Annotated in this window: 15 protein-coding genes; 10 read left to right on the plus strand and 5 right to left on the minus strand. The window is 70.5% G+C overall.

Annotated features, from left to right (window positions below; all coding sequences use genetic code 11):
* Positions 1 to 57 precede the first annotated feature (57 nt).
* Both ACZ4WQ_RS05725 and iolC read right to left on the minus strand, forming a co-directional pair.
* On the minus strand, positions 58 to 945 hold the full coding sequence (locus ACZ4WQ_RS05725) for a Cgl0159 family (beta/alpha)8-fold protein (protein WP_311729619.1): 888 nt from the start codon (positions 943 to 945) through the stop codon (positions 58 to 60).
* Positions 946 to 1,067: 122 nt separating this feature from the next.
* Positions 1,068 to 2,015 (minus strand): 5-dehydro-2-deoxygluconokinase, encoded by a 948-nt coding sequence (gene iolC / locus ACZ4WQ_RS05730; protein ID WP_311729620.1) that lies wholly within the window; start codon positions 2,013 to 2,015, stop codon positions 1,068 to 1,070.
* 278 nt (positions 2,016 to 2,293) lie between these two features.
* On the opposite strand from iolC, the gene ACZ4WQ_RS05735 reads away from it, so the two are divergent.
* From ACZ4WQ_RS05735 to ACZ4WQ_RS05760, 6 genes are all read left to right on the plus strand, one after another.
* On the plus strand, positions 2,294 to 3,310 hold the full coding sequence (locus ACZ4WQ_RS05735) for a sugar ABC transporter substrate-binding protein (protein ID WP_311729621.1): 1,017 nt from the start codon (positions 2,294 to 2,296) through the stop codon (positions 3,308 to 3,310).
* 7 nt (positions 3,311 to 3,317) lie between these two features.
* Positions 3,318 to 4,385, plus strand: coding sequence for an ABC transporter permease (locus ACZ4WQ_RS05740; RefSeq protein ID WP_398369276.1), 1,068 nt, complete (start codon positions 3,318 to 3,320; stop codon positions 4,383 to 4,385).
* Between the two features lie 5 nt (positions 4,386 to 4,390).
* Complete coding sequence (locus tag ACZ4WQ_RS05745) at positions 4,391 to 5,257, plus strand: ATP-binding cassette domain-containing protein (RefSeq protein ID WP_352128370.1); 867 nt, start codon at positions 4,391 to 4,393, stop codon at positions 5,255 to 5,257.
* Positions 5,258 to 5,483: 226 nt separating this feature from the next.
* A complete protein-coding gene (locus ACZ4WQ_RS05750; protein ID WP_385340778.1) occupies positions 5,484 to 6,401 on the plus strand; it encodes a sugar phosphate isomerase/epimerase family protein in 918 nt (305 codons plus the stop codon).
* Positions 6,402 to 6,450: 49 nt separating this feature from the next.
* Positions 6,451 to 7,470, plus strand: a complete 1,020-nt coding sequence (locus ACZ4WQ_RS05755) for a Gfo/Idh/MocA family protein (protein WP_311729625.1) — start codon at positions 6,451 to 6,453, stop codon at positions 7,468 to 7,470.
* 189 nt (positions 7,471 to 7,659) lie between these two features.
* Positions 7,660 to 7,866 (plus strand): helix-turn-helix transcriptional regulator, encoded by a 207-nt coding sequence (locus tag ACZ4WQ_RS05760; RefSeq protein WP_311729626.1) that lies wholly within the window; start codon positions 7,660 to 7,662, stop codon positions 7,864 to 7,866.
* 35 nt (positions 7,867 to 7,901) lie between these two features.
* On the opposite strand, the gene ACZ4WQ_RS05765 is transcribed toward ACZ4WQ_RS05760, so the two are convergent.
* A complete protein-coding gene (locus tag ACZ4WQ_RS05765; RefSeq protein ID WP_398369272.1) occupies positions 7,902 to 10,211 on the minus strand; it encodes an MMPL family transporter in 2,310 nt (769 codons plus the stop codon).
* A 173-nt stretch (positions 10,212 to 10,384) separates the two neighbouring features.
* Between ACZ4WQ_RS05765 and ACZ4WQ_RS05770 the strand changes: the two genes are divergently transcribed.
* The 3 genes from ACZ4WQ_RS05770 (at position 10,385) to ACZ4WQ_RS05780 (ending at position 13,888) form a co-directional block, all read left to right on the plus strand.
* Entirely contained in the window at positions 10,385 to 11,044 is a 660-nt protein-coding gene (locus tag ACZ4WQ_RS05770) for a TetR/AcrR family transcriptional regulator (protein WP_352128366.1), read from the plus strand.
* Between the two features lie 179 nt (positions 11,045 to 11,223).
* Positions 11,224 to 11,463, plus strand: a complete 240-nt coding sequence (locus ACZ4WQ_RS05775) for a heavy-metal-associated domain-containing protein (RefSeq protein WP_311729629.1) — start codon at positions 11,224 to 11,226, stop codon at positions 11,461 to 11,463.
* Positions 11,464 to 11,545: 82 nt separating this feature from the next.
* On the plus strand, positions 11,546 to 13,888 hold the full coding sequence (locus tag ACZ4WQ_RS05780; RefSeq protein ID WP_398369269.1) for a heavy metal translocating P-type ATPase: 2,343 nt from the start codon (positions 11,546 to 11,548) through the stop codon (positions 13,886 to 13,888).
* Between the two features lie 464 nt (positions 13,889 to 14,352).
* On the opposite strand, the gene ACZ4WQ_RS05785 is transcribed toward ACZ4WQ_RS05780, so the two are convergent.
* Together ACZ4WQ_RS05785 and recD2 are read right to left on the minus strand one after the other, a co-directional pair.
* On the minus strand, positions 14,353 to 15,642 hold the full coding sequence (locus ACZ4WQ_RS05785) for a citrate synthase (protein ID WP_311729631.1): 1,290 nt from the start codon (positions 15,640 to 15,642) through the stop codon (positions 14,353 to 14,355).
* Positions 15,643 to 15,845: 203 nt separating this feature from the next.
* A complete protein-coding gene (gene recD2, locus ACZ4WQ_RS05790; protein WP_361182758.1) occupies positions 15,846 to 18,056 on the minus strand; it encodes an SF1B family DNA helicase RecD2 in 2,211 nt (736 codons plus the stop codon).
* A 193-nt stretch (positions 18,057 to 18,249) separates the two neighbouring features.
* Between recD2 and ACZ4WQ_RS05795 the strand changes: the two genes are divergently transcribed.
* Positions 18,250 to 19,257, plus strand: a complete 1,008-nt coding sequence (locus ACZ4WQ_RS05795) for a LacI family DNA-binding transcriptional regulator (protein ID WP_311729633.1) — start codon at positions 18,250 to 18,252, stop codon at positions 19,255 to 19,257.
* The last annotated feature ends 15 nt before the right edge of the window (positions 19,258 to 19,272 follow it).

Raw genomic sequence — 19,272 nt, forward strand, 5'->3', positions numbered from 1 at the left:
GTCACGTCTTGTCGGCGCTCGCCTGTGCCTGTCTGCGCTATGCCCTGGTCCCCGCCGTCACAGCAGGCCGACGGCGGTGTCGACGGCCTGCTCGACGCTGCCTTCCGCCGGGTAGAGCAGCGCGCGGCCGACCACCAGGCCCTGGACGGTGGGCAGGCGCAGCGCCTTGCGCCACTTCTCGTACGCGCCCTCCTGGTCCTGCGGGCTCTTGCCGACGTCCCCGCCGAGCAGCACCGCGGGGAGCGTGGAGGTCTCCATGACGGCCGCCATGTCGTCGGCGTCGTCCGTGACCGGCACCTTCAGCCAGGTGTACGCGGAGGTTCCGGCGAGCCCGGAGGCGATGGCGATGGACTTGGTGACGGCCTCGGCGCGCAGGTCGTTGGTGACCTTGCCGTCGATCCGGCGGGAGATGAAGGGCTCGACGAAGATGGGCAGCCGGCGCTCGGCCATCTCGTCGATGGCTCTGGCCGTGGAGACCATGGTGGCCAGCGAGCCCTCGTCGGAGTAGTCGATGCGCAGCAGCAGCTTGCCCGCGTCGAAGCCGAGCCGGGCGATGTCCTGGGGGCGGTGGCCGGTGAAGCGGTCGTCGAGCTCGAAGGAGGCCCCGGCCAGGCCGCCGCGGTTCATCGAGCCCATGACGACCTTGTTGTCGAGGGCGCCGAGCAGCAGCAGGTCCTCGAGGATGTCGGCGGTGGCGAGCACTCCGTCGACGCCTGGGCGGGACAGGGCGACGCACAGCCGCTCCAGCAGCTCGGCGCGGTTGGCCATGGCCAGCTTGTGGCCTCCGACGGCGAGGGCGCCGCGCGCGGGGTGGTCGGCGGCGACGATCATCAGACGGCCGCTGTCGCCGATGAGGGGGCGCCGGACGCGGCGGGCGGCCGCCTCGGCGATCGCCTCCGGGTGCCGGCTCCGCACCGTGACGAGGTCGGAGATGCTGATGCTCAACGTTGTGCTCCTCGCAGTCGCGTTCATGAGATCACGCCGTCCGCCCGGGCCGCGCGGCCCGGGCCCGCCGGGGGCTGTAGGAGCGGGTGATCAAGAGAAGGGGATGGCTGGGCGCCGGTGTGTCAATCCCCGGCGAGCAGGGCCTCGACCTCGGCTTCGGTGGGCATCGCGGAGGAGCAGGCGAGGCGGGACGCCACGATGGCGCCCGCGGCGTTGGCGTACCGCATGATGCGCTCCAGGTCCCAGCCGGACAGCAGGCCGTGGCACAGGGACCCGCCGAACGAGTCGCCCGCGCCCAGGCCGTTGACGACCTCGACGGGGACCGGCGGCACCTCGGCCGTGGTGCCGTCGCGGTGCACGGCGAGGACGCCCTTGGGGCCCTGTTTGACGACGGCGAGCTCCACCCCCGCCTCGAGCAGGCTCTCGGCGCAGGCCGCGGGGACCCGCACCCCGGTGGCGACCTCGCACTCGTCGAGGTTCCCGACGGCGACGGTGGCGTGGCTCAGCGCCTGCTTGTAGTAGGCGCGTGCCTCGGCCGGGTCCGGCCAGAACATCGGCCGCCAGTCGAGGTCGAAGACGGTCGGGCCGGCCTTGGCGCGCGCCTCCAGCGCGGCCAGGGTGGCGGCGCGGCTGGGCTCCTCGCTGAGGCCGGTGCCGGTCATCCAGAAGATGCGGGCGGCGCGCACGGCGTCGAGGTCCAGCTCGCCGGGGTGGATCTCCAGGTCGGGGGCCTTGGGCCGGCGGTAGAAGTACAGCGGGAAGTCGTCGGGCGGGAAGATCTCGCAGAACGTGACCGGCGTGGGGTAGGCGTCGACCGGGGTGACCCAGCGGTCGTCCACGCCGAACTCGCGCAGCGCCTGGTGGATGTACTCGCCGAAGGGGTCCGCCCCGGTGCGGCTGATCACCGCGGTGCGACGGCCGAGCCGGGCGGCGGCCACCGCGACATTGGTCGCGGAGCCGCCGAGGAATTTGCCGAACGTCTCGACCTGCGGCAGCGGGACACCGGTTTGAAGGGGATAGATGTCCACCCCGATCCGGCCCATCGTGATCAGGTCGTACGGCTCACTCATGCGTACCCCTTCAGGAAAGACGCAGCTCAGACTGATGGCCCACGAACGCCGGGGCGGCTGTGGCCCTTCAGGTCTAGACGCGCCGCCCGCCCCCTGTCAAGGATTTGTCCTTACATTCGGACCTACCATGCGCACCGGGGGGCGACGTTATCACGTCGTTACGTCCAGATGAAATGTTGTCATGACAAACCCTTGACAGCCCACGGCCCCGGGGAGTTGGCTCCCCTTCTGCAACGGCCGTGTCAACAACGGTCCCGGCTGGAGAGGTGCTGGAACAGATGGACCTCAGAATCAACCGAACCCGCAGAGCGACGGCCCTGGCCGCACTGGTCACGGCAGGCGTCCTCGTCGCCACCGGATGCAGCAGCCAAGGCGGCAAGAAGGCCCAGGAAGACTCGGGAAACATCGCCGTCAGCGGCAAGGCGAAGACCCCCCGGCTGAAGATCGCGATGATCACCCACGCCCCTCCCGGAGACACCTTCTGGGACACCATCCGCAAGGGCGCGCAGGCCGCGGCGGCCAAGGACAACGTCGAGCTGGTGTACTCCAGCAGCGCCAACGCCGCCGACCAGGCCAACTACATCCAGAACGCCATCGACCAGCACGTCGACGGCATCGCGGTCACCCTCGCCAAGCCCGACGCCATGAAGGGCGTCATAGCGAAGGCGGAGAAGGCCGGCATCCCGGTCGTCGGCTTCAACGCCGGACTCGACAACTGGAAGGACATGGGCCTGCTGGAGTACTTCGGCCAGGACGAGTCCATCGCCGGCCAGGCCTTCGGCAAGCGTCTTAACGAGCTCGGCGCCAAACACAACATCTGTGTGATCCAGGATCAGGGCCATGTCGCCCTCGAGGCCCGCTGCGCCGGCGTGAAGAAGACCTTCAAGGGCAAGACGGAGAACCTCTACGTCAACGGGACCGACATGCCGTCGGTCAAGTCGACGATCAGCGCAAAGCTCAAGCAGGACTCGAGCATCGACTACGTCGTCACCCTCGGCGCCCCCTTCGCCCTCACCGCCGTGCAGTCCGCCAAGGAAGCGGGCGGCAAGGCCAAGGTCGCCACCTTCGACCTCAACAAGACCCTCGTCAACGCGGTCAAGAGCGGCGATGTGCAGTTCGCCGTCGACCAGCAGCCCTACCTCCAGGGCTATCTGTCGATCGACTCGCTGTGGCTCTACAAGGTGAACGGCAACTTCAGCGGCGGCGGCGAGCAGCCGGTGCTGACCGGACCCGCCTTCGTCACCAAGGACAACGTGGAGACCATCGCCAAGTTCGCCGAGAAGGGCACCCGGTGATCGCCCGATGACCCAGGCCACGACGCCGGCGGCCGCCACGCCGCCGGCCTCCCCCACCGTTCCCACGTCCCGCACCACCGAGCGCTCGCTGGTCCGCAGGACGCTGGCCCGCCCCGAGATCGGCGCGCTGGTCGCGGCCGTCGGCGTGTACCTCTTCTTCTTCGCCGTCGCCCCGACCTTCCGCCAGGCCGACGCCTTCGCCACGGTCCTCTATCAGGGGTCCACCATCGGCATCATGGCCCTGGCCGTCTCCCTGCTGATGATCGGCGGCGAGTTCGACCTGTCGGCCGGTGTCGCCGTCACCTCCTCGGCGCTGACCGCGAGCATGCTCAGCTTCCAGCTCACCACCAATGTGTGGGTGGGGGTCGTGGTCGCCCTGGCCGTCTCGCTCGCGGTGGGCCTGATCAACGGTGTGCTGCTGATCAAGACCGGACTGCCCAGCTTTCTGGTCACCCTCGCCAGCTTCCTGATGCTCCAGGGCGCCAACCTGGCCGTCACCAAGCTGCTGACCGACAATGTCGCCTCCGACCCGATCAATGACATGGACGGCTTCGACCAGGCCAAGTCGGTCTTCGCCTCCGAGGTCTCGATCGGCGGCGTCGATGTGAAGATCACCGTGCTGTGGTGGCTGTTCTTCGCGGCCATCGCCACCTGGGTGCTGCTGCGCACCAAGTTCGGCAACTGGATCTTCGCGGTCGGCGGCTCCAAGGAGAGCGCCCGGGCCGTGGGCGTCCCGGTGACCTTCACCAAGATCGCGCTGTTCATGACCGTGGGCTTCGCGGCCTGGTTCGTCGGTATGCACCTGCTGTTCGAGTACAACACCGTGCAGGCCGGCGAGGGCGTGGGCAACGAGTTCTACTACATCATCGCGGCGGTGATCGGCGGCTGTCTGCTCACCGGCGGCTACGGCTCGGCGATCGGCGCGGTTCTCGGCGCCTTCATCTTCGGCATGGTCAACCAGGGCATCGTCTACGCCAACTGGAACCCCGACTGGTTCAAGTTCTTCGTCGGCGTGATGCTGCTGCTCGCGACGCTGGTCAATCTGTGGGTGCGCCGCCAGGCGACCAGGAGGTGATGGCAATGACCACCAACCAGATCAAGGAAGCCGCCCCGGGGCAGGACCCGGAGCCGGTGGTCCGGCTGAACGGCGTCGGCAAGCTCTACGGCAACGTCCGCGCGCTGCACGGCATCGACCTGACCGTCCGGCCGGGCCGGGTGACCTGCGTCCTGGGCGACAACGGCGCCGGCAAGTCCACCCTCATCAAGATCGTGTCCGGGCTGCACCAGCACGACGACGGGGAATTCCTCGTCGACGGCAAGCCGGTGCGGCTCTCCAACCCGCGCGCGGCCCTCGACCTCGGCATCGCCACCGTCTACCAGGACCTGGCCACCGTGCCGCTGATGCCGGTGTGGCGGAACTTCTTCCTCGGCTCCGAGCTGACCCGCGGCCCCTGGCCCGTACGCCGCCTGGACATCGAGCGGATGAAGCGGACCACCGACGAGGAGCTGTCCGCCATGGGCATCCACCTCGACGACCTGGACCAGCCCATCGGCACCCTCTCCGGCGGCCAGCGCCAGTCGGTGGCCATCGCCCGGGCCGTGTACTTCGGCGCCCGGGTGCTGATCCTGGACGAGCCCACGGCGGCGCTCGGCGTCAAGCAGTCCGGCGTGGTGCTCAAGTACATCGCCGCCGCGCGCGAGCGCGGGCTCGGCGTCATCTTCATCACCCACAACCCGCACCACGCCTACATGGTGGGCGACCACTTCTCGGTGCTCAGGCTCGGCGCGCTGGAGCTGAACGCCGCCCGCGCGGACGTCACCCTGGAGGAGCTCACCAACCACATGGCGGGCGGGGCCGAGCTGGCCGCCCTCAAGCACGAGCTCGCGCAGGTCCGCGGGGTCGATGTCGAGGAGCTCCCCGAGACGGTGCAGACTCCCTCCGCCTGACCCCTTTCGCCCCCCCTCTTCCGAACCCCGTGCCGACGGTAGGTTCACCTTGACATCCTGACCTTACGTCCGAATGTCCTGACGACCCTTGACGGACGGCCACCCGGGCCGTGAAGCTGCCCGAAAACAACATCACCCGGGCACACACCACGGCTCGCCGCCCGCACGCAATCCGCACCGCGCCCCTTCCCCGGTCACCGACGACCGGTGAGAGGAGATCCCCTCCATGACTGCCGCCTCCCCCGTACCCGCCCTGGACCGCATCCGGGTCGGCTCGGCCCCCGACTCCTGGGGGGTGTGGTTCCCCGACGACCCGCAGCAGGTCCCCTGGCAGCGCTTTCTCGACGAGGTCGCCGAGGCGGGCTACGAGTGGATCGAGCTGGGCCCGTACGGCTATCTGCCGAGCGACCCGGCGCGGCTCACCGAGGAGGTCGGCCGGCGGAATCTGAAGGTCTCGGCCGGCACGGTCTTCACCGCGCTGCACCGCGGCCCCGGCGTCTGGGACGCCACCTGGGAGCATGTCTCCGAGGTCGCCGGGCTCACCCAGGCCATGGGCGCCCGCCACCTGGTCGTCATCCCCGCCTTCTGGCGGGACGACAAGACCGCCGAGCTGATCGAGCCCCCGCAGCTGACCGCCGAGCAGTGGCGCCATCTGTCCACCGGCATGGAGCGGCTGGGCCGCCAGGTGCGGGAGCGGTTCGGGCTCGACATCGTGGTCCACCCGCACGCCGACACCCACATCGACGGCGAGGAGAACGTCGCCCGTTTCCTCGACTCCACCGACTCCGACGTGGTCGGCCTCTGTCTGGACACCGGCCACTACGCCTACTGCGGCGGCGACAGCGTCAAGCTGATCGAGACCTACGGCGAGCGCATCGGCTATCTCCACCTCAAGCAGGTCGACCCCGAGATCCTGGCCGACGTGGTCAAGAACGGGGTGCCCTTCGGTCCCGCCGTCCAGCGCGGGGTCATGTGCGAGCCGCCCGACGGCGTCCCCGCCCTCGAGCCGGTGCTGGCCGCGGCCCAGAAGCTGGGCGTGGACCTGTTCGCCATCGTCGAGCAGGACATGTACCCCTGCCCGCCCGACAAGCCGTTCCCGATCGCCCAGCGCACCCGCCGCTTCCTGCGCTCCTGCGGCGCCTGACACCACACCCGCGCACCCGCCACACCAGAACAGGGAGAGAAGACACACCATGACGCAGCAGGGGACGCTCGGAGTCGCCGTCATCGGTACCGGCATGATGGGCGCCGACCACGTCCGCCGGATCAACGACGTGATCAGCGGGGCGCGGGTGGCCGCCGTCGTCGACATCGACGAGGCCCGCGCCAAGCATGTCGCCGACGGTGTCGAGGGCGCCCGGGCCTACACCGACCCGGCCGCCGCCATGGCCGCCCCGGACGTGGACGCGGTGCTGATCGCCTCGCCCGGCCCGGCCCACGAGGCCGCGCTGCTCACCGCCTTCGAGCACGACCTGCCGGTGCTGTGCGAGAAGCCGCTCACCCCGGACCCGGCGTCCGCGCTGCGCGTGCTGGAGGCCGAGCAGCGGCTGGGCCACCGCCGGGTCCAGGTCGGCTTCATGCGCCGCTACGACAGCGAGTTCATGAAGCTCAAGTCGCTGCTCGCGGGCGGCGAACTCGGGCGTCCGCTGCTGCTGCACTGCCGCCACCGCAACGCCTCGGTGCACTCCTACTTCACCAGCGACATGCTCATCACCGACTCGGTGGTGCACGAGATGGACCAGTCCCGCTGGCTGCTGGAGCAGGAGATCACCGCGGTGACCGTGCTGCGCCCGGCCCCCACCGCGAATGCCCCCGAGGGGCTCGGGGACCCGCAGTTGGTGATCTTCGAGACCGACGGCGGAGCGCTCGTCGACGTCGAGATCTTCGTGACCTGCGGCTTCGGCTATCAGGTGCAGGCCGAGGCGGTCTGCGAGCGCGGCACCGCGCGGGTCGGCGACGCCCACGGCATGCTGATCAACCGCGCGAGCGGCTGGGGCGGCGAGATCGCCCCCGACTTCGTGGCCCGCTTCGAGGAGGCGTACGACCGCGAGGTCCAGGCCTGGGTGAACGCCACCCGGCGCGGCGCGGTGGAGGGCCCCAGCACCTGGGACGGCTATGCGGCCGCCGCCGTCTCCGAGGCGGGGGTCCGGGCCCAGACCACCGGTGAGCGCACGGTCGTGGAAATGATCGAACGACCCGCGTTCTACAGCTGAGTCACCCGGCTGTCACGGCCGTCACATCTCGGCGATCCTTCCGTCACAAGCCTTCAACAACGCCTACCAGCGCGTCACTCACCGTCGTTGACCGGGCACAGGCTGAGTGATCACAAGCGGTCGCGCCGCAGTTTCCCCCAACGGCCCCTCGCGGACCGTGACTGCGGCGCCCGGAGGAAGGCGCGAGAGATGACCGACCGGAGGCTTTGGTCGTACAAGGAGATCGCCGCGCACATCGGCGTGCGGACGGACACCGTACGGTCATATCGCAAGCACGGCCTGCTGCCGCCCCCCGATCTCGTGGAGGGCGGCAAGCCGTTCTGGTACGCGGACACCATCCGGACCTGGGTGACCCTCAGACCCGGCAACCGCTCCCGCCGCGGGCCTGAGGCGTAGGGGGCGGACGCCCCTGGCCCGCCCCCGGCCAGGCACTAGCCGCCCGCGCTCACCCGGCGCCGCGCCTCGTCCCGCGCGGGGCCGCGCTCGCCGTCGTCCGCGCCCCCGACGGGGGCGGCGCCGGGGGCCGGGCCCGTGGACTCACCCTCGCTGAGGCCGATACGGGCGTGCAGCCGGCGCAGCGGGGCCGGGGCCCACCAGGTCGCCCGGCCGGTCAGCCGCATCACGGCGGGCACCAGCAGGCTGCGCACCACCATGGCGTCCATCAGGACGGCCAGCGCGATGCCGAGGCCGAGCATCTTGGTGTTGGTGACCCGCGAGGTGCCGATGGCCACCATGACGACGGCGAGGATCACGGCGGCCGCGGTGATCAGCCCGCCCGTGCGCCGCACGCCGAACTCGACGGCGGCCCGGTGGTCGCCCGTGCGGTCGTACTCCTCCTTCATCCGGGAGAGCAGGAACACCCCGTAGTCCATGGAGAGTCCGAAGGCCACACAGAACATCAGCACCGGCAACGTCGTCTCGATGTCCCCGGTGCTGGTGAAGGACAGCGGGCCGGAGAGATGCCCTTCCTGGAAGACCCACACCACCGCCCCGAACATCGCGGTGAGGCTGAGGGCGTTGAGCAGCACGGCCTGAAGGGGGATCAGCACGCTTCCGGTGAGCAGGAAGACCAGCAGCAGGGTGACGACCACGATGATGGCGAGGGCCCAGGGCAGCCGCTCGGCTATGGAGTGCTTGCTGTCCACCAGCACCGCGGCGACGCCGGTGACCGAGGCGGCGAACGGCGGGTGCTGGGCGCGGATGTCGCGCACCAGCCGCTGGCTCGACTGGTCCACGACCTCGCCCTTGGACAGCACCGTGATGTACGCGGCGCCGTCGGCGGCGCGCAGCGCCTCCGACGGGCCGGGCTCCGCCACCTGCCGGCCGCCGGCGAACCGGCCGGCCGGGCTGTCCACACGCGCCACCCCGGGCAGGGCGGAGATCCGGCCGCTGTAGTCGGCGAGGGCCGCCTGGCCGGGCCGGGAGTCGACGAGGATGTCGATCGCTCCGCCGGGGTTGCCGGGGAAGTTGTCCCTGATGTGCTGCTGGACCACATGGGACTCGGCGCTCGCGGGCAGCTGGCGGTCATCGGCGGTGCCGAACTCCACCCGCAGGAAGGGCAGCCCGAGAACGATCAGACCGGCGGTGGTGGCCAGCGCGAACAGCGGGGCCCGGCGCATCACCAGCCGGGCCACCCGGGCCCAGCCCGCCCCGGACTCGCCGCGCTCCCGGCGGCCGCGCCGGATCAGCCGGTTCAGGTCCAGCGCGTTGACCCGCTCGCCGAGCAGGGCGAGCGCGGCGGGCAGCACCACCAGCGCGGCCAGCGCGGCGATCAGCACCACGGCGATGCCCGCGTAGGCGAACGAGCGCAGGAAGTACTGCGGGAAGACCAGCATCGCGGCGAGCGAGACGGCGACGGTGAGCGCGGAGAACAGCACCGTACGGCCCGCGGTGCGCAGCGTGGCGGCGATGGCGGGCAGCGTCCCGGCGCCCCGGGCCAGCTCCTCCCGGAAGCGCCGCACGATGAACAGGGCGTAGTCGATGGCGAGTCCGAGGCCGAGCGCGGTGGTCAGGTTCTGGGCGAACACCGAGACATCGGTGAACTCGGTGAGGCCGCGCAGCACGGCGTCGGTCCCCAGGATCGCGATGATGCCCACGCCCAGCGGGAGCAGGGCGGCGACCGCGCTGCCGAAGACCATGACGAGCAGCACCAGGGTGATGGGCAGGGCGATCATCTCGGCCCGCAGCAGATCCTCCTGGATGGTGGTCTGAAGTTCATGGCGCACCGCGACCGGGCCGCCGATCGAGACCTTCACCGGACCGTGGTCGCCCCGGTAGGCGGGGGCGATGCGCTCCAGCGTCTTCGAGGCGGCGGTCTCGTCGCCCACGATCCGCGCCGCGATCAGGGCCTCGCGCCCGTCCCTGTCCCGCAGGCCGGCGGCCCCGTCCCAGTAGGAGGTGACGCCGGTGACCGACGGCTCGCCCGCGAGCTTTCCGGCCAGCGCGCGGCCCTCGGCGGCGACCGCCGGGGTGTCCACCGTCGCCTTGCCGGTGTCGACGAGCAGGAGCAGATTCGGCTGGGAGGCCGGGAAGTGCTTCTCGAGCGCCTTGGTGGCGTAGGCCGACTCGGCGGCCGGGTCCTGCCAGCCGCCGCTTCCCAGCCGGTCGGCGACCCCGCTGCCGGCCACGACGGCCAGGGCCGTGAACAGCAGGGCGAGCAGCAGGGTCAGCCGCGGACGGGCGGTCACCACCCCCGTCCAGCCTCTGCCCCGGCTCTCGTGCGGCCGGTTGACAACGGTCATAGCGCGGTGTCCCCTTCACCTGTGCCCATGCGCCCAGCCGTCGTTGTCGCAGGCAGCATGGGTCGCTGATTGCCCAAGGAGCGGCAAACACGAGCGACCGCTCGCGTTTCTCAAGAATGCGAGCGGGCGCTCGTGTTTGTCAATGCGGATCGAAAACTGGGGATGATGGACGCGTGACCGAGACCAAGGCGGACCGGCCCGCCGGCGAAGCGAAGCCGCGCCGGCGGCAGGCGCGCGGCGAGCGCCGGATCCAGCAGCTGCTCGACGCCGCGGCCGATGTGTTCAGCCGGACGGGCTACGCCGCGGCGAGCACCAACGCCATCGCCCGCGAAGCCGGCGTCTCCCCCGGCACGCTGTACCAGTTCTTCCCGAACAAGGAGGCCATCGCCGTCGAGCTCGGCCAGCGCCTCACCCACCAGATGCGGGAGGCCCACGGCGTACTCTTCACCCCCGAGTACGCCTCGCTCCCGCTCCCCGAGATGCTGGACTCGGTGATCGACCCGATGGTCGAGTTCAACTGCCAGAACCCCGTCTTTCTGACGCTCATCCATTCGGGCGACGTCCCCGGCCTGATGACCGAGGAGCACGACGCGCTGCATGTGGCCCTGCAAGCGCGCCTCGAGGAGCTGATCGAGCTCATCCAGCCCGCGCTCCCCGCCGACCGCCGCACCCGCACCGCGACAATGGTGTTCTCCCTGTTCAAGGCGGGTCTCGAGCTCGTACTGGCCCACGAGGGCGAGGAGCGGGACGCATACGTCGAGGAGCTGAAGGCCTCCCTCCACGGCTATCTCGCCCCGATCATCGGCGCGGGGATGCCCTCCCGCACCCCCTGACCGCGACCGCCTCCCGCCGACCGCCGTCCGACACGGCGCCCCGGGAAAGAAGGGGGAGGTCGGCCCATTCCATACCCCCTAGGGGTATCATGGTGTCATCATCAGGGCCACCGGGTCACCCTTGCCCCCTGACCACGATGAACACAGCCGCATCCGCCCCGCTCACCACAGGAGAAGCCATGAGCACCGAGGCCACCACCGCGTCCGGCGTCACCACCGTCTACCAGGTGACCGGCATGACCTGCGGCCACTGCGAGGGGGCCGTGTCCGAGGAGATCTCCGCCATCGACGGCGTGAGCTCCGTCAAGGCCGTCGCCGCCACCGGTCAGGTCACCGTCATCTCGGCCGCCCCGCTGGACGAGGAGGCCGTGCGCGCCGCCGTCGACGAGGCCGGCTACGAGCTCACCGGCCAGGCCTGAGCGCCCGACGACACCCCCGCCGGGCCGCGCGGCGCCCACTCGCCCACCCGCACGGCCCGGCCCTCCTCCCAGGAGACCGAGAATGACCAGCACGGCCCCGGAAGCCGCGAAGGGGCAGCCGCCCACAGCGGAGCAGGCCCCGACGACGGCCCCGACGTCACAGGTGGAGCTCACCATCGGCGGCATGACCTGCGCCTCCTGCGCGGCACGCGTCGAGAAGAAGCTGAACCGCATGGACGGCGTGACCGCCACGGTCAACTACGCCACCGAAAAGGCCAAGGTCACCTACGGCGGCGACACCCAGATCACCGATCTGATCACCACCGTCATCCGGACCGGCTACACCGCCGAGCCGCCGAAGCCCGCCGAACCGGAACCCGAGCCCGAGCCGGGATCCGGGCCCGAAGCGGCGCCCGACAGCACCACCGGGGAGGCCGCCCCCACCGACCCGGAGAGCGACGCGCTGCGCCACCGCCTCCTGGTCTCGCTCGTGCTGTCCGCGCCCGTCGTCCTCCTGGCGATGGTGCCCTCGCTCCAGTTCGAGTACTGGCAGTGGCTGTCCCTCACCCTCGCCGCCCCCGTGGTCGTCTGGGGCGGTCTGCCCTTCCACAAGGCCGCCTGGACGAACGCCCGGCACGGCGCGGCCACCATGGACACCCTGGTCTCCCTCGGCACCCTGGCGGCCTTCGGCTGGTCGCTGTGGGCCCTGTTCTTCGGCGACGCGGGCATGCCCGGCATGCGCCACGGCTTCGACCTCACCGTCGCGCGTACGGACGGGTCGTCCACGATCTATCTGGAGGCCGCCGCCGGGGTGACCGCCTTCATCCTCCTCGGCCGCTATCTGGAGGCGAAGTCCAAGCGCCGGGCGGGCGCCGCGCTGCGCGCGCTGATGGAGCTGGGCGCCAAGGACGTGGCCGTGCTGCGCGAGGGCCGGGAGGTCCGCGTCCCGGTCTCCCGGCTGGCCGTCGGCGACCACTTCGTGGTGCGCCCCGGCGAGAAGATCGCCACCGACGGCACGGTCGTCGAGGGCGCCTCGGCCGTGGACGCCGCCATGCTGACCGGCGAATCGGTGCCGGTGGACGTCGCGGTGGGCGACAGCGTGGCGGGCGCGACCGTGAACACCTCCGGCCGCCTGGTCGTCGAGGCCACCCGCGTGGGCGCCGACACCCAGCTGTCCCGGATGGCCGCGCTGGTGGAGGACGCGCAGAACGGCAAGGCGGAGGTGCAGCGCCTCGCGGACCGCGTCTCCGGGGTCTTCGTACCGGTCGTGGTCCTGATCGCCGTCGGCACACTGGCGGCCTGGCTGCTGCTGACCGGGGACGCGACCGCCGCGTTCACCGCCGCCGTGGCCGTGCTGATCATCGCCTGTCCGTGTGCCCTGGGCCTGGCCACCCCGACCGCACTCATGGTCGGCACCGGCCGCGGCGCCCAGCTCGGCATCCTGATCAAGGGCCCCGAGGTGCTGGAGTCGACCCGCCGCGTGGACACCGTCGTCCTCGACAAGACCGGCACGGTGACGACGGGACGGATGCGGCTGCACGGCGTCCACCCCGCGCCCGGCGTGGCCGAGGACGAACTGCTGCGGCTGGCCGGGGCCCTGGAGCACGCCTCGGAGCACCCGGTGGCCCGCGCCGTGGCCGACGGGGCGGCCGCCCGCGCGGGCGCCCTGCCCACGGCCCAGGACTTCGAGAGCGTGCCCGGTCTCGGCGTCCAGGGCGTCGTGGACGGGCACACGGTCCTCGTCGGCCGCGAGAAGCTGCTCGCGGCCCATGGGATCGGGCTGACGGACGATCTGGCGGCCGCGAAGGCGTCCGCCGAGGCCGAGGGGCGCACGGCGATCGCCGTGGCCTGGGACGGGCGCCCACGGGGCGTGCTGTCGGTCTCCGACGCCGTCAAGGAGACCAGCGCCGAGGCCGTGGCCCGGCTGCGCGGCCTCGGCCTGGACCCGGTGCTGCTGACGGGCGACAACCGGCTGGTCGCCGAGTCGGTGGCGCGGGAGGTGGGCATCGAGGAGGTCATCGCCGAGGTGCTGCCGCAGGACAAGGTGGACGTGATCCGGCGGCTGCGCGCGGAGGGCCGTACGGTCGCGATGGTCGGCGACGGGGTCAACGACGCGGCCGCCCTGGCCACCGCCGACCTGGGCCTGGCGATGGGCACGGGGACGGACGCCGCCATCGAGGCGGGCGATCTGACGCTGGTGCGGGGCGATCTGCGGGTGGCCGCGGACGCGATCCGACTGGCGCGCCGGACCCTGGCCGTCATCAAGGGCAATCTCTTCTGGGCCTTCGGCTACAACGTCGCCGCGCTGCCGCTCGCCGCGGCCGGGATGCTCAACCCGATGATCGCGGGCGCCGCGATGGCGTTCTCGTCGGTTTTCGTGGTCACCAACAGCCTGCGACTGCGGACCTTCACCGAATCTCCATAGATTCACCAAGTCCCCATAAGCCGCACAACACCCATACACCGGGGCCCTGATCTTCAGATCGAGGCTCTTGCCCTTTTACGCCCCCATATGGCAAGAGACGCAGATCACAGGCGACCGAACGTAACCATCATGGGGGGTGGGGAGTCTAATGGGGCGGTGAGGATTCGTCTTGGGGGACGGATCCCGCTACGCGTGGCCGGGGCGACGTACTCGGGGAGCTTTGAGCGGCCCTCCCGCACGTACGCGTCCCGGCAGATCGCGTGCCGCACCGAAGCAAGGCTCGTGTGCGGCCAGCGGACACCCGGCCGGATCCCGTGGGGGGAATCCGTAACCGGGAATGGAAGCGCCCCGCTCCGACCCGTGGGGGGATCGGCAGCGGGGCGCTTTCGCGTTTCCCTACGCCTCGTCCAGGCCTCTTCCAGCCCTCTCCTGGACCTCTTTCAGGCCGTGCGTGGCACCGGGTGTCAGCGCTGCTCGACCGGGACGAAGTCGCGCTCGACGACGCCCGTGTAGATCTGGCGCGGACGGCCAATGCGCGAGCCCGGCTCCTTGATCATCTCGTGCCACTGGGCGATCCAGCCCGGCAGCCGGCCGAGCGCGAACAGCACCGTGAACATCTCGGTCGGGAAGCCCATCGCCCGGTAGATCAGACCGGTGTAGAAGTCCACGTTCGGGTAGAGCTTGCGCTCCACGAAGTAGTCATCGGCAAGAGCGTGCTCTTCGAGCTTGAGCGCGATGTCGAGCAGTTCGTCGGACTTGCCGAGCGCCGAGAGGACATCGTGCGCCGCCGACTTGATGATCTTCGCCCGGGGGTCGAAGTTCTTGTAGACGCGGTGCCCGAAGCCCATGAGCTTCACGCCGTCTTCCTTGTTCTTCACCTTGCGGATGAAGGAGTCGACGTCGCCGCCGGAGGCCTGGATGCCCTCCAGCATCTCCAGCACCGACTGGTTGGCGCCACCGTGCAGCGGGCCCCACAGGGCGCTGATGCCCGCCGAGATCGAGGCGAACATGTTGGCCTGCGAGGAGCCGACGAGGCGGACCGTGGAGGTCGAACAGTTCTGCTCGTGGTCGGCGTGCAGAATCAGCAGCTTGTCCAGGGCGCTGACCACGGTCGGGTCGAGCTGGTACTCCTGCGCCGGGACCGAGAAGGTCATCCGCAGGAAGTTCTCGACATAACCCAGGTCGTTACGCGGGTAGACAAACGGGTGGCCGACGGACTTCTTGTACGCATACGCCGCGATGGTGGGCAGCTTGGCCAGCAGCCGGATCGTGGAGAGGTAGCGCTGCTTCTCGTCGTGCGGGTTGTGGCTGTCCTGGTAGAACGTCGACAGCGCGCTGACCACGGAGGACAGCATCGCCATCGGGTGGGCGTCGCGCGGGAAGCCGTCGTAGAACCGCTTGACGTCCTCGTGCAGCAGCGTGTGCGTCGTGATCTGGTCCCGGAACTCGGCCAGCTCGTCGACGGTCGGCAGCTCCCCGTTGATCAGCAGGAAGGCCGTCTCGAGGAACGTGGCGCGCTCCGCCAGCTGCTCGATGGGGTAGCCGCGGTAGCGCAGGATCCCCTGCTCACCGTCGAGATAGGTGATCGCGGATTTGTAGGCGGCGGTGTTGCCATAACCGGAGTCCAGGGTCACCAGACCGGTCTGGGCGCGAACCTTGCCGATGTCGAAGCCCTTGTCACCAACAGTGCTGTCGACCACCGGGTAGGTGTATTCGCCGTCGCCGTACCGCAGTACTACAGAGTTGTCACTCACGTCATCCCTCACCGACGTCTGGTTCTCTTCTTCGAGGTGCCCTGACTCCCCCCACCTTCCCCCATTCGGACGATGAACGTGCACTCGGGGTCGGCCGAAGGGCCTTTTTGCGGCACTGAGTGCCGCGTCCACGGCCATCCTGCCCCGTTCGTGACGGTCCGGAAACCCTCCCGACACGTTCGCTCCGACACTCGTGCCAAACCTCATCGGCCGAAAGTGGCGAGCCGGTGGTCCAGCGCGGTGCACCTTCTGCCCGCCGACACCGTGCGCACCGCCTGTCCCAGGGCGCGGCGCGAGCCGACGAGCACCACCAGGCGCTTGGCGCGGGTCACCGCCGTGTAGAGCAGATTTCGCTGAAGCATCATCCAGGCGCCGGTGGTCACCGGGATGACCACGGCCGGGTACTCGCTGCCCTGCGAGCGGTGGATGGTCACCGCATAGGCGTGTGCCAGCTCGTCCAGCTCATCGAAGTCGTACGCCACCTCCTCGTCCTCGTCGGTCAGCACGGTCAGACACTGCTCGTCGCTGTCGAGGGAGGTGACAACGCCCACCGTGCCGTTGAAGACCCCATTGGCCCCTTTCTCATAATTGTTGCGGATCTGGGTGACCTTGTCGCCGACGCGGAAGACCCGGCCGCCGAAGCGGCGCTCGGGCAGATCCGGCCGGGCCGGGGTGACGGCCTGCTGAAGCAGTCCGTTGAGCGTGCCGGCGCCGGCCGGGCCGCGGTGCATCGGGGCCAGGACCTGCACATCACGGCGCGGGTCGAGGCCGAACTTGGCGGGGATCCGACGGGCCGCCACATCCACCGTGAGCTTCCCGGCGGCCTCGGTGTCCTCCTCGGCGAACAGGAAGAAGTCGGGCATGCCGTGGGTGATCGGCGGCACCCCGGAGTTGATCCGGTGGGCGTTGGTGACCACGCCGGACTGCTGCGCCTGGCGGAAGATCCTGGTCAGCCGCACCGCCGGGACGGGGCTGCCCTCGGACAGCAGATCGCGCAGCACCTCGCCCGCGCCCACGCTCGGCAGCTGGTCCACGTCCCCGACGAAGAGCAGATGGGCACCCGGCGGAACCGCCTTGACCAGCTTGTTGGCCAGCAGCAGATCGAGCATGGACGCCTCGTCCACCACCACCAGATCGGCGTCCAGCGGCCGGTCCCGGTCGTACGCCGCGTCCCCGCCGGGCTTGAGCTCGAGCAGCCGGTGGACCGTGGACGCCTCGGCGCCGGTCAGCTCCGCCAGCCGCTTGGCGGCCCGGCCCGTGGGCGCCGCGAGCACCACCTTGGCCTTCTTGGCGCGCGCCAGCTCCACCACGGACCGCACGGTGAAGGACTTGCCGCAGCCTGGCCCGCCGGTCAGCACCGCGACCTTCTCGGTCAGCGCGAGCCGGACCGCCTCGCTCTGCTCGGGGGCCAGATCCGCGCCGGTGCGCCGGGTGAGCCAGGCCAGCGCCTTGTCCCAGTCCACATCCTGGAAGGCGGGCATGCGGTCCTCCCCGCCGCGCAGCAGCCGCAGCACCTGGCCGGCCAGGGAGATCTCGGCGCGGTGGAAGGGCACCAGATAGACGGCCGTGACCGGCTCGCCCCCGTCCGGGCCCGGCACGCTCTCGCGCACCACACCCTCCTCGTCCGCCAGCTCGGCCAGGCACTCGATGACCAGGCCGGTGTCGACCTGGAGCAACTTGACCGAGTCCGCGATCAGTTGCTCCTCGGGGAGGAAGCAGTGGCCGCTGTCCGTCGACTGGGACAGCGCGTACTGAAGGCCGGCCTTGACCCGCTCGGGGCTGTCGTGCGGGATGCCGACGGACTGGGCGATCTTGTCGGCGGTCAGAAAGCCGATGCCCCACACATCGGCGGCCAGCCGGTACGGCTCGTTCTTCACGACCGAGATCGAGGCGTCCCCGTACTTCTTGTAGATCCGCACGGCGATGGACGTGGACACCTCCACCGTCTGGAGGAAGAGCATGACCTCCTTGATCGCCTTCTGCTCCTCCCAGGCATCGGCGATCTTCTTCGTGCGCTTCGGGCCGAGGCCGGGGACCTCGATCAGCCGCTTCGGCTCCTCCTCGATGACCTGCAGGGTGTCCAGGCCGAAGTGCTCGGTGATGCGGTCGGCGAAGACGGGCCCGATGCCCTTGATCAGGCCGGAGCCCAGATAGCGCCGGATGCCCTGGATGGTGGCGGGCAGCACGGTGGTGTAGTTCTCGACGGTGAACTGCTTGCCGTACTGCGGGTGGGAGCCCCAGCGGCCCTCCATCCGCAGCGACTCGCCCGGCTGCGCGCCCAGCAGCGAGCCGACGACGGTGAGCAGATCGCCGGAGCCACGGCCGGTGTCGACCCGGGCGACCGTGTAGCCGTTCTCCTCATTGGCGTAGGTGATCCGCTCCAGGACCCCTTCGACCACCGCGAGTTTGAGCATGTCCCGACGGTACCGCCGGACGCCGACACGCCCCCGGCCCTGTGCACAACCCTGTGCACAACTCCCGCGGAGCCGATCATGGGCGGCCATCGACCGGAATATTACGATCCGGTTTCGAGTGCCGCCGCACCCTTGCCCGGCCCCGTGTAATCGATTCCAATCCTCTTTGTAATCGATTCCACGAGGAGGTGGAATGGCGAGCATCAAGGACGTGGCGCACCACGCCGGAGTGTCCGTGGCAACGGTCTCCCGCGTGCTCAACGACCATCCGTCCGTCCGCGCGAACACCCGTGACCGGGTGCTCACCGCCGTCGCCGACCTCGGCTACCGACCCAACGCCGTGGCCCGCTCCCTGCGCACCGACCAGACCCGCACCCTCGGGCTGGTGATCAGCGACGTACTCAACCCGTTCTTCACCGAGCTCGCCCGCTCGGTCGAGGACGAGGCGCGCGCGCTGGGCTACAGCGTGGTGATCGGGAATGCCGACGAGCGCCCCGACCTTCAGGACCACCATGTGCGCACCCTCATGGACCGCCGCATCGACGGCCTGCTGGTCAGCCCCACCGACGGCGGCTCCCCGCTGATGCTGGACGCCGCCCGCTCGGGCACTCCGATGGTCTTCGTCGACCGCTGGATCAGGGGCGTGGACGTGCCCGTGGTCCGCACCGACGGCCGCGGCGCCGTACGCGACCTGGTGGCCCATCTGTGCGCGCTCGGCCACCGCCGGCTCGCCATCATCGCCGGCCCGGCCGCCACCACCACCGGCCGCGAGCGCGTGGAGGCCTTCCGGTCCGCGCTGCGCGAGTTCGGCCTGGCCCTGCCCGCCGACCACATAGGGCAGGGCGACTTCCAGGCGGACAGCGGACGGCGGATGACCGCCCGCTTCCTCGACCTGCCCGAACCCCCCGACGTCATCTTCGCCGCGGACAACCTCATGGCGCTCGGCGCGATGGACGAGATCCGCGCGCGCGGCCTGCGGGTGCCCGACGACGTGGCGCTCGCCGCGTTCGACGACATCCCGTGGTTCGTCCACACCGATCCCCCGATCACCGCCATCGCCCAGCCGACGGGCGAACTCGGCCGCGCCGCCGTGCGCGCGCTGATCGACCGCGTCGAGGGGCGGACCACCGACTCGGTGATCCTGTCCGCCCGCCTGGTCACCCGCCGCTCGTGCGGCGAGCCCGAAGGGAGCAAGCCATGAGCACGCCGAGCGCCA

The organism is Streptomyces sp. NPDC028305, from assembly GCF_055569495.1.

Bases quoted from the DNA above. Each gene is read 5' to 3' on its own strand.
- ACZ4WQ_RS05735 (WP_311729621.1), top strand. From the start codon at position 2,294: ATGGACCTCAGAATCAACCGAACCCGCAGAGCGACGGCCCTGGCCGCA.
- ACZ4WQ_RS05775 (WP_311729629.1), top strand. From the start codon at position 11,224: ATGAGCACCGAGGCCACCACCGCGTCCGGCGTCACCACCGTCTACCAG.
- ACZ4WQ_RS05740 (WP_398369276.1), top strand. From the start codon at position 3,318: ATGACCCAGGCCACGACGCCGGCGGCCGCCACGCCGCCGGCCTCCCCC.
- ACZ4WQ_RS05780 (WP_398369269.1), top strand. From the start codon at position 11,546: ATGACCAGCACGGCCCCGGAAGCCGCGAAGGGGCAGCCGCCCACAGCG.
- ACZ4WQ_RS05760 (WP_311729626.1), top strand. From the start codon at position 7,660: ATGACCGACCGGAGGCTTTGGTCGTACAAGGAGATCGCCGCGCACATC.
- ACZ4WQ_RS05755 (WP_311729625.1), top strand. From the start codon at position 6,451: ATGACGCAGCAGGGGACGCTCGGAGTCGCCGTCATCGGTACCGGCATG.
- ACZ4WQ_RS05750 (WP_385340778.1), top strand. From the start codon at position 5,484: ATGACTGCCGCCTCCCCCGTACCCGCCCTGGACCGCATCCGGGTCGGC.
- recD2 (WP_361182758.1), bottom strand. From the start codon at position 18,056: ATGCTCAAACTCGCGGTGGTCGAAGGGGTCCTGGAGCGGATCACCTAC.
- ACZ4WQ_RS05795 (WP_311729633.1), top strand. From the start codon at position 18,250: ATGGCGAGCATCAAGGACGTGGCGCACCACGCCGGAGTGTCCGTGGCA.
- iolC (WP_311729620.1), bottom strand. From the start codon at position 2,015: ATGAGTGAGCCGTACGACCTGATCACGATGGGCCGGATCGGGGTGGAC.
- ACZ4WQ_RS05765 (WP_398369272.1), bottom strand. From the start codon at position 10,211: ATGACCGTTGTCAACCGGCCGCACGAGAGCCGGGGCAGAGGCTGGACG.
- ACZ4WQ_RS05745 (WP_352128370.1), top strand. From the start codon at position 4,391: ATGACCACCAACCAGATCAAGGAAGCCGCCCCGGGGCAGGACCCGGAG.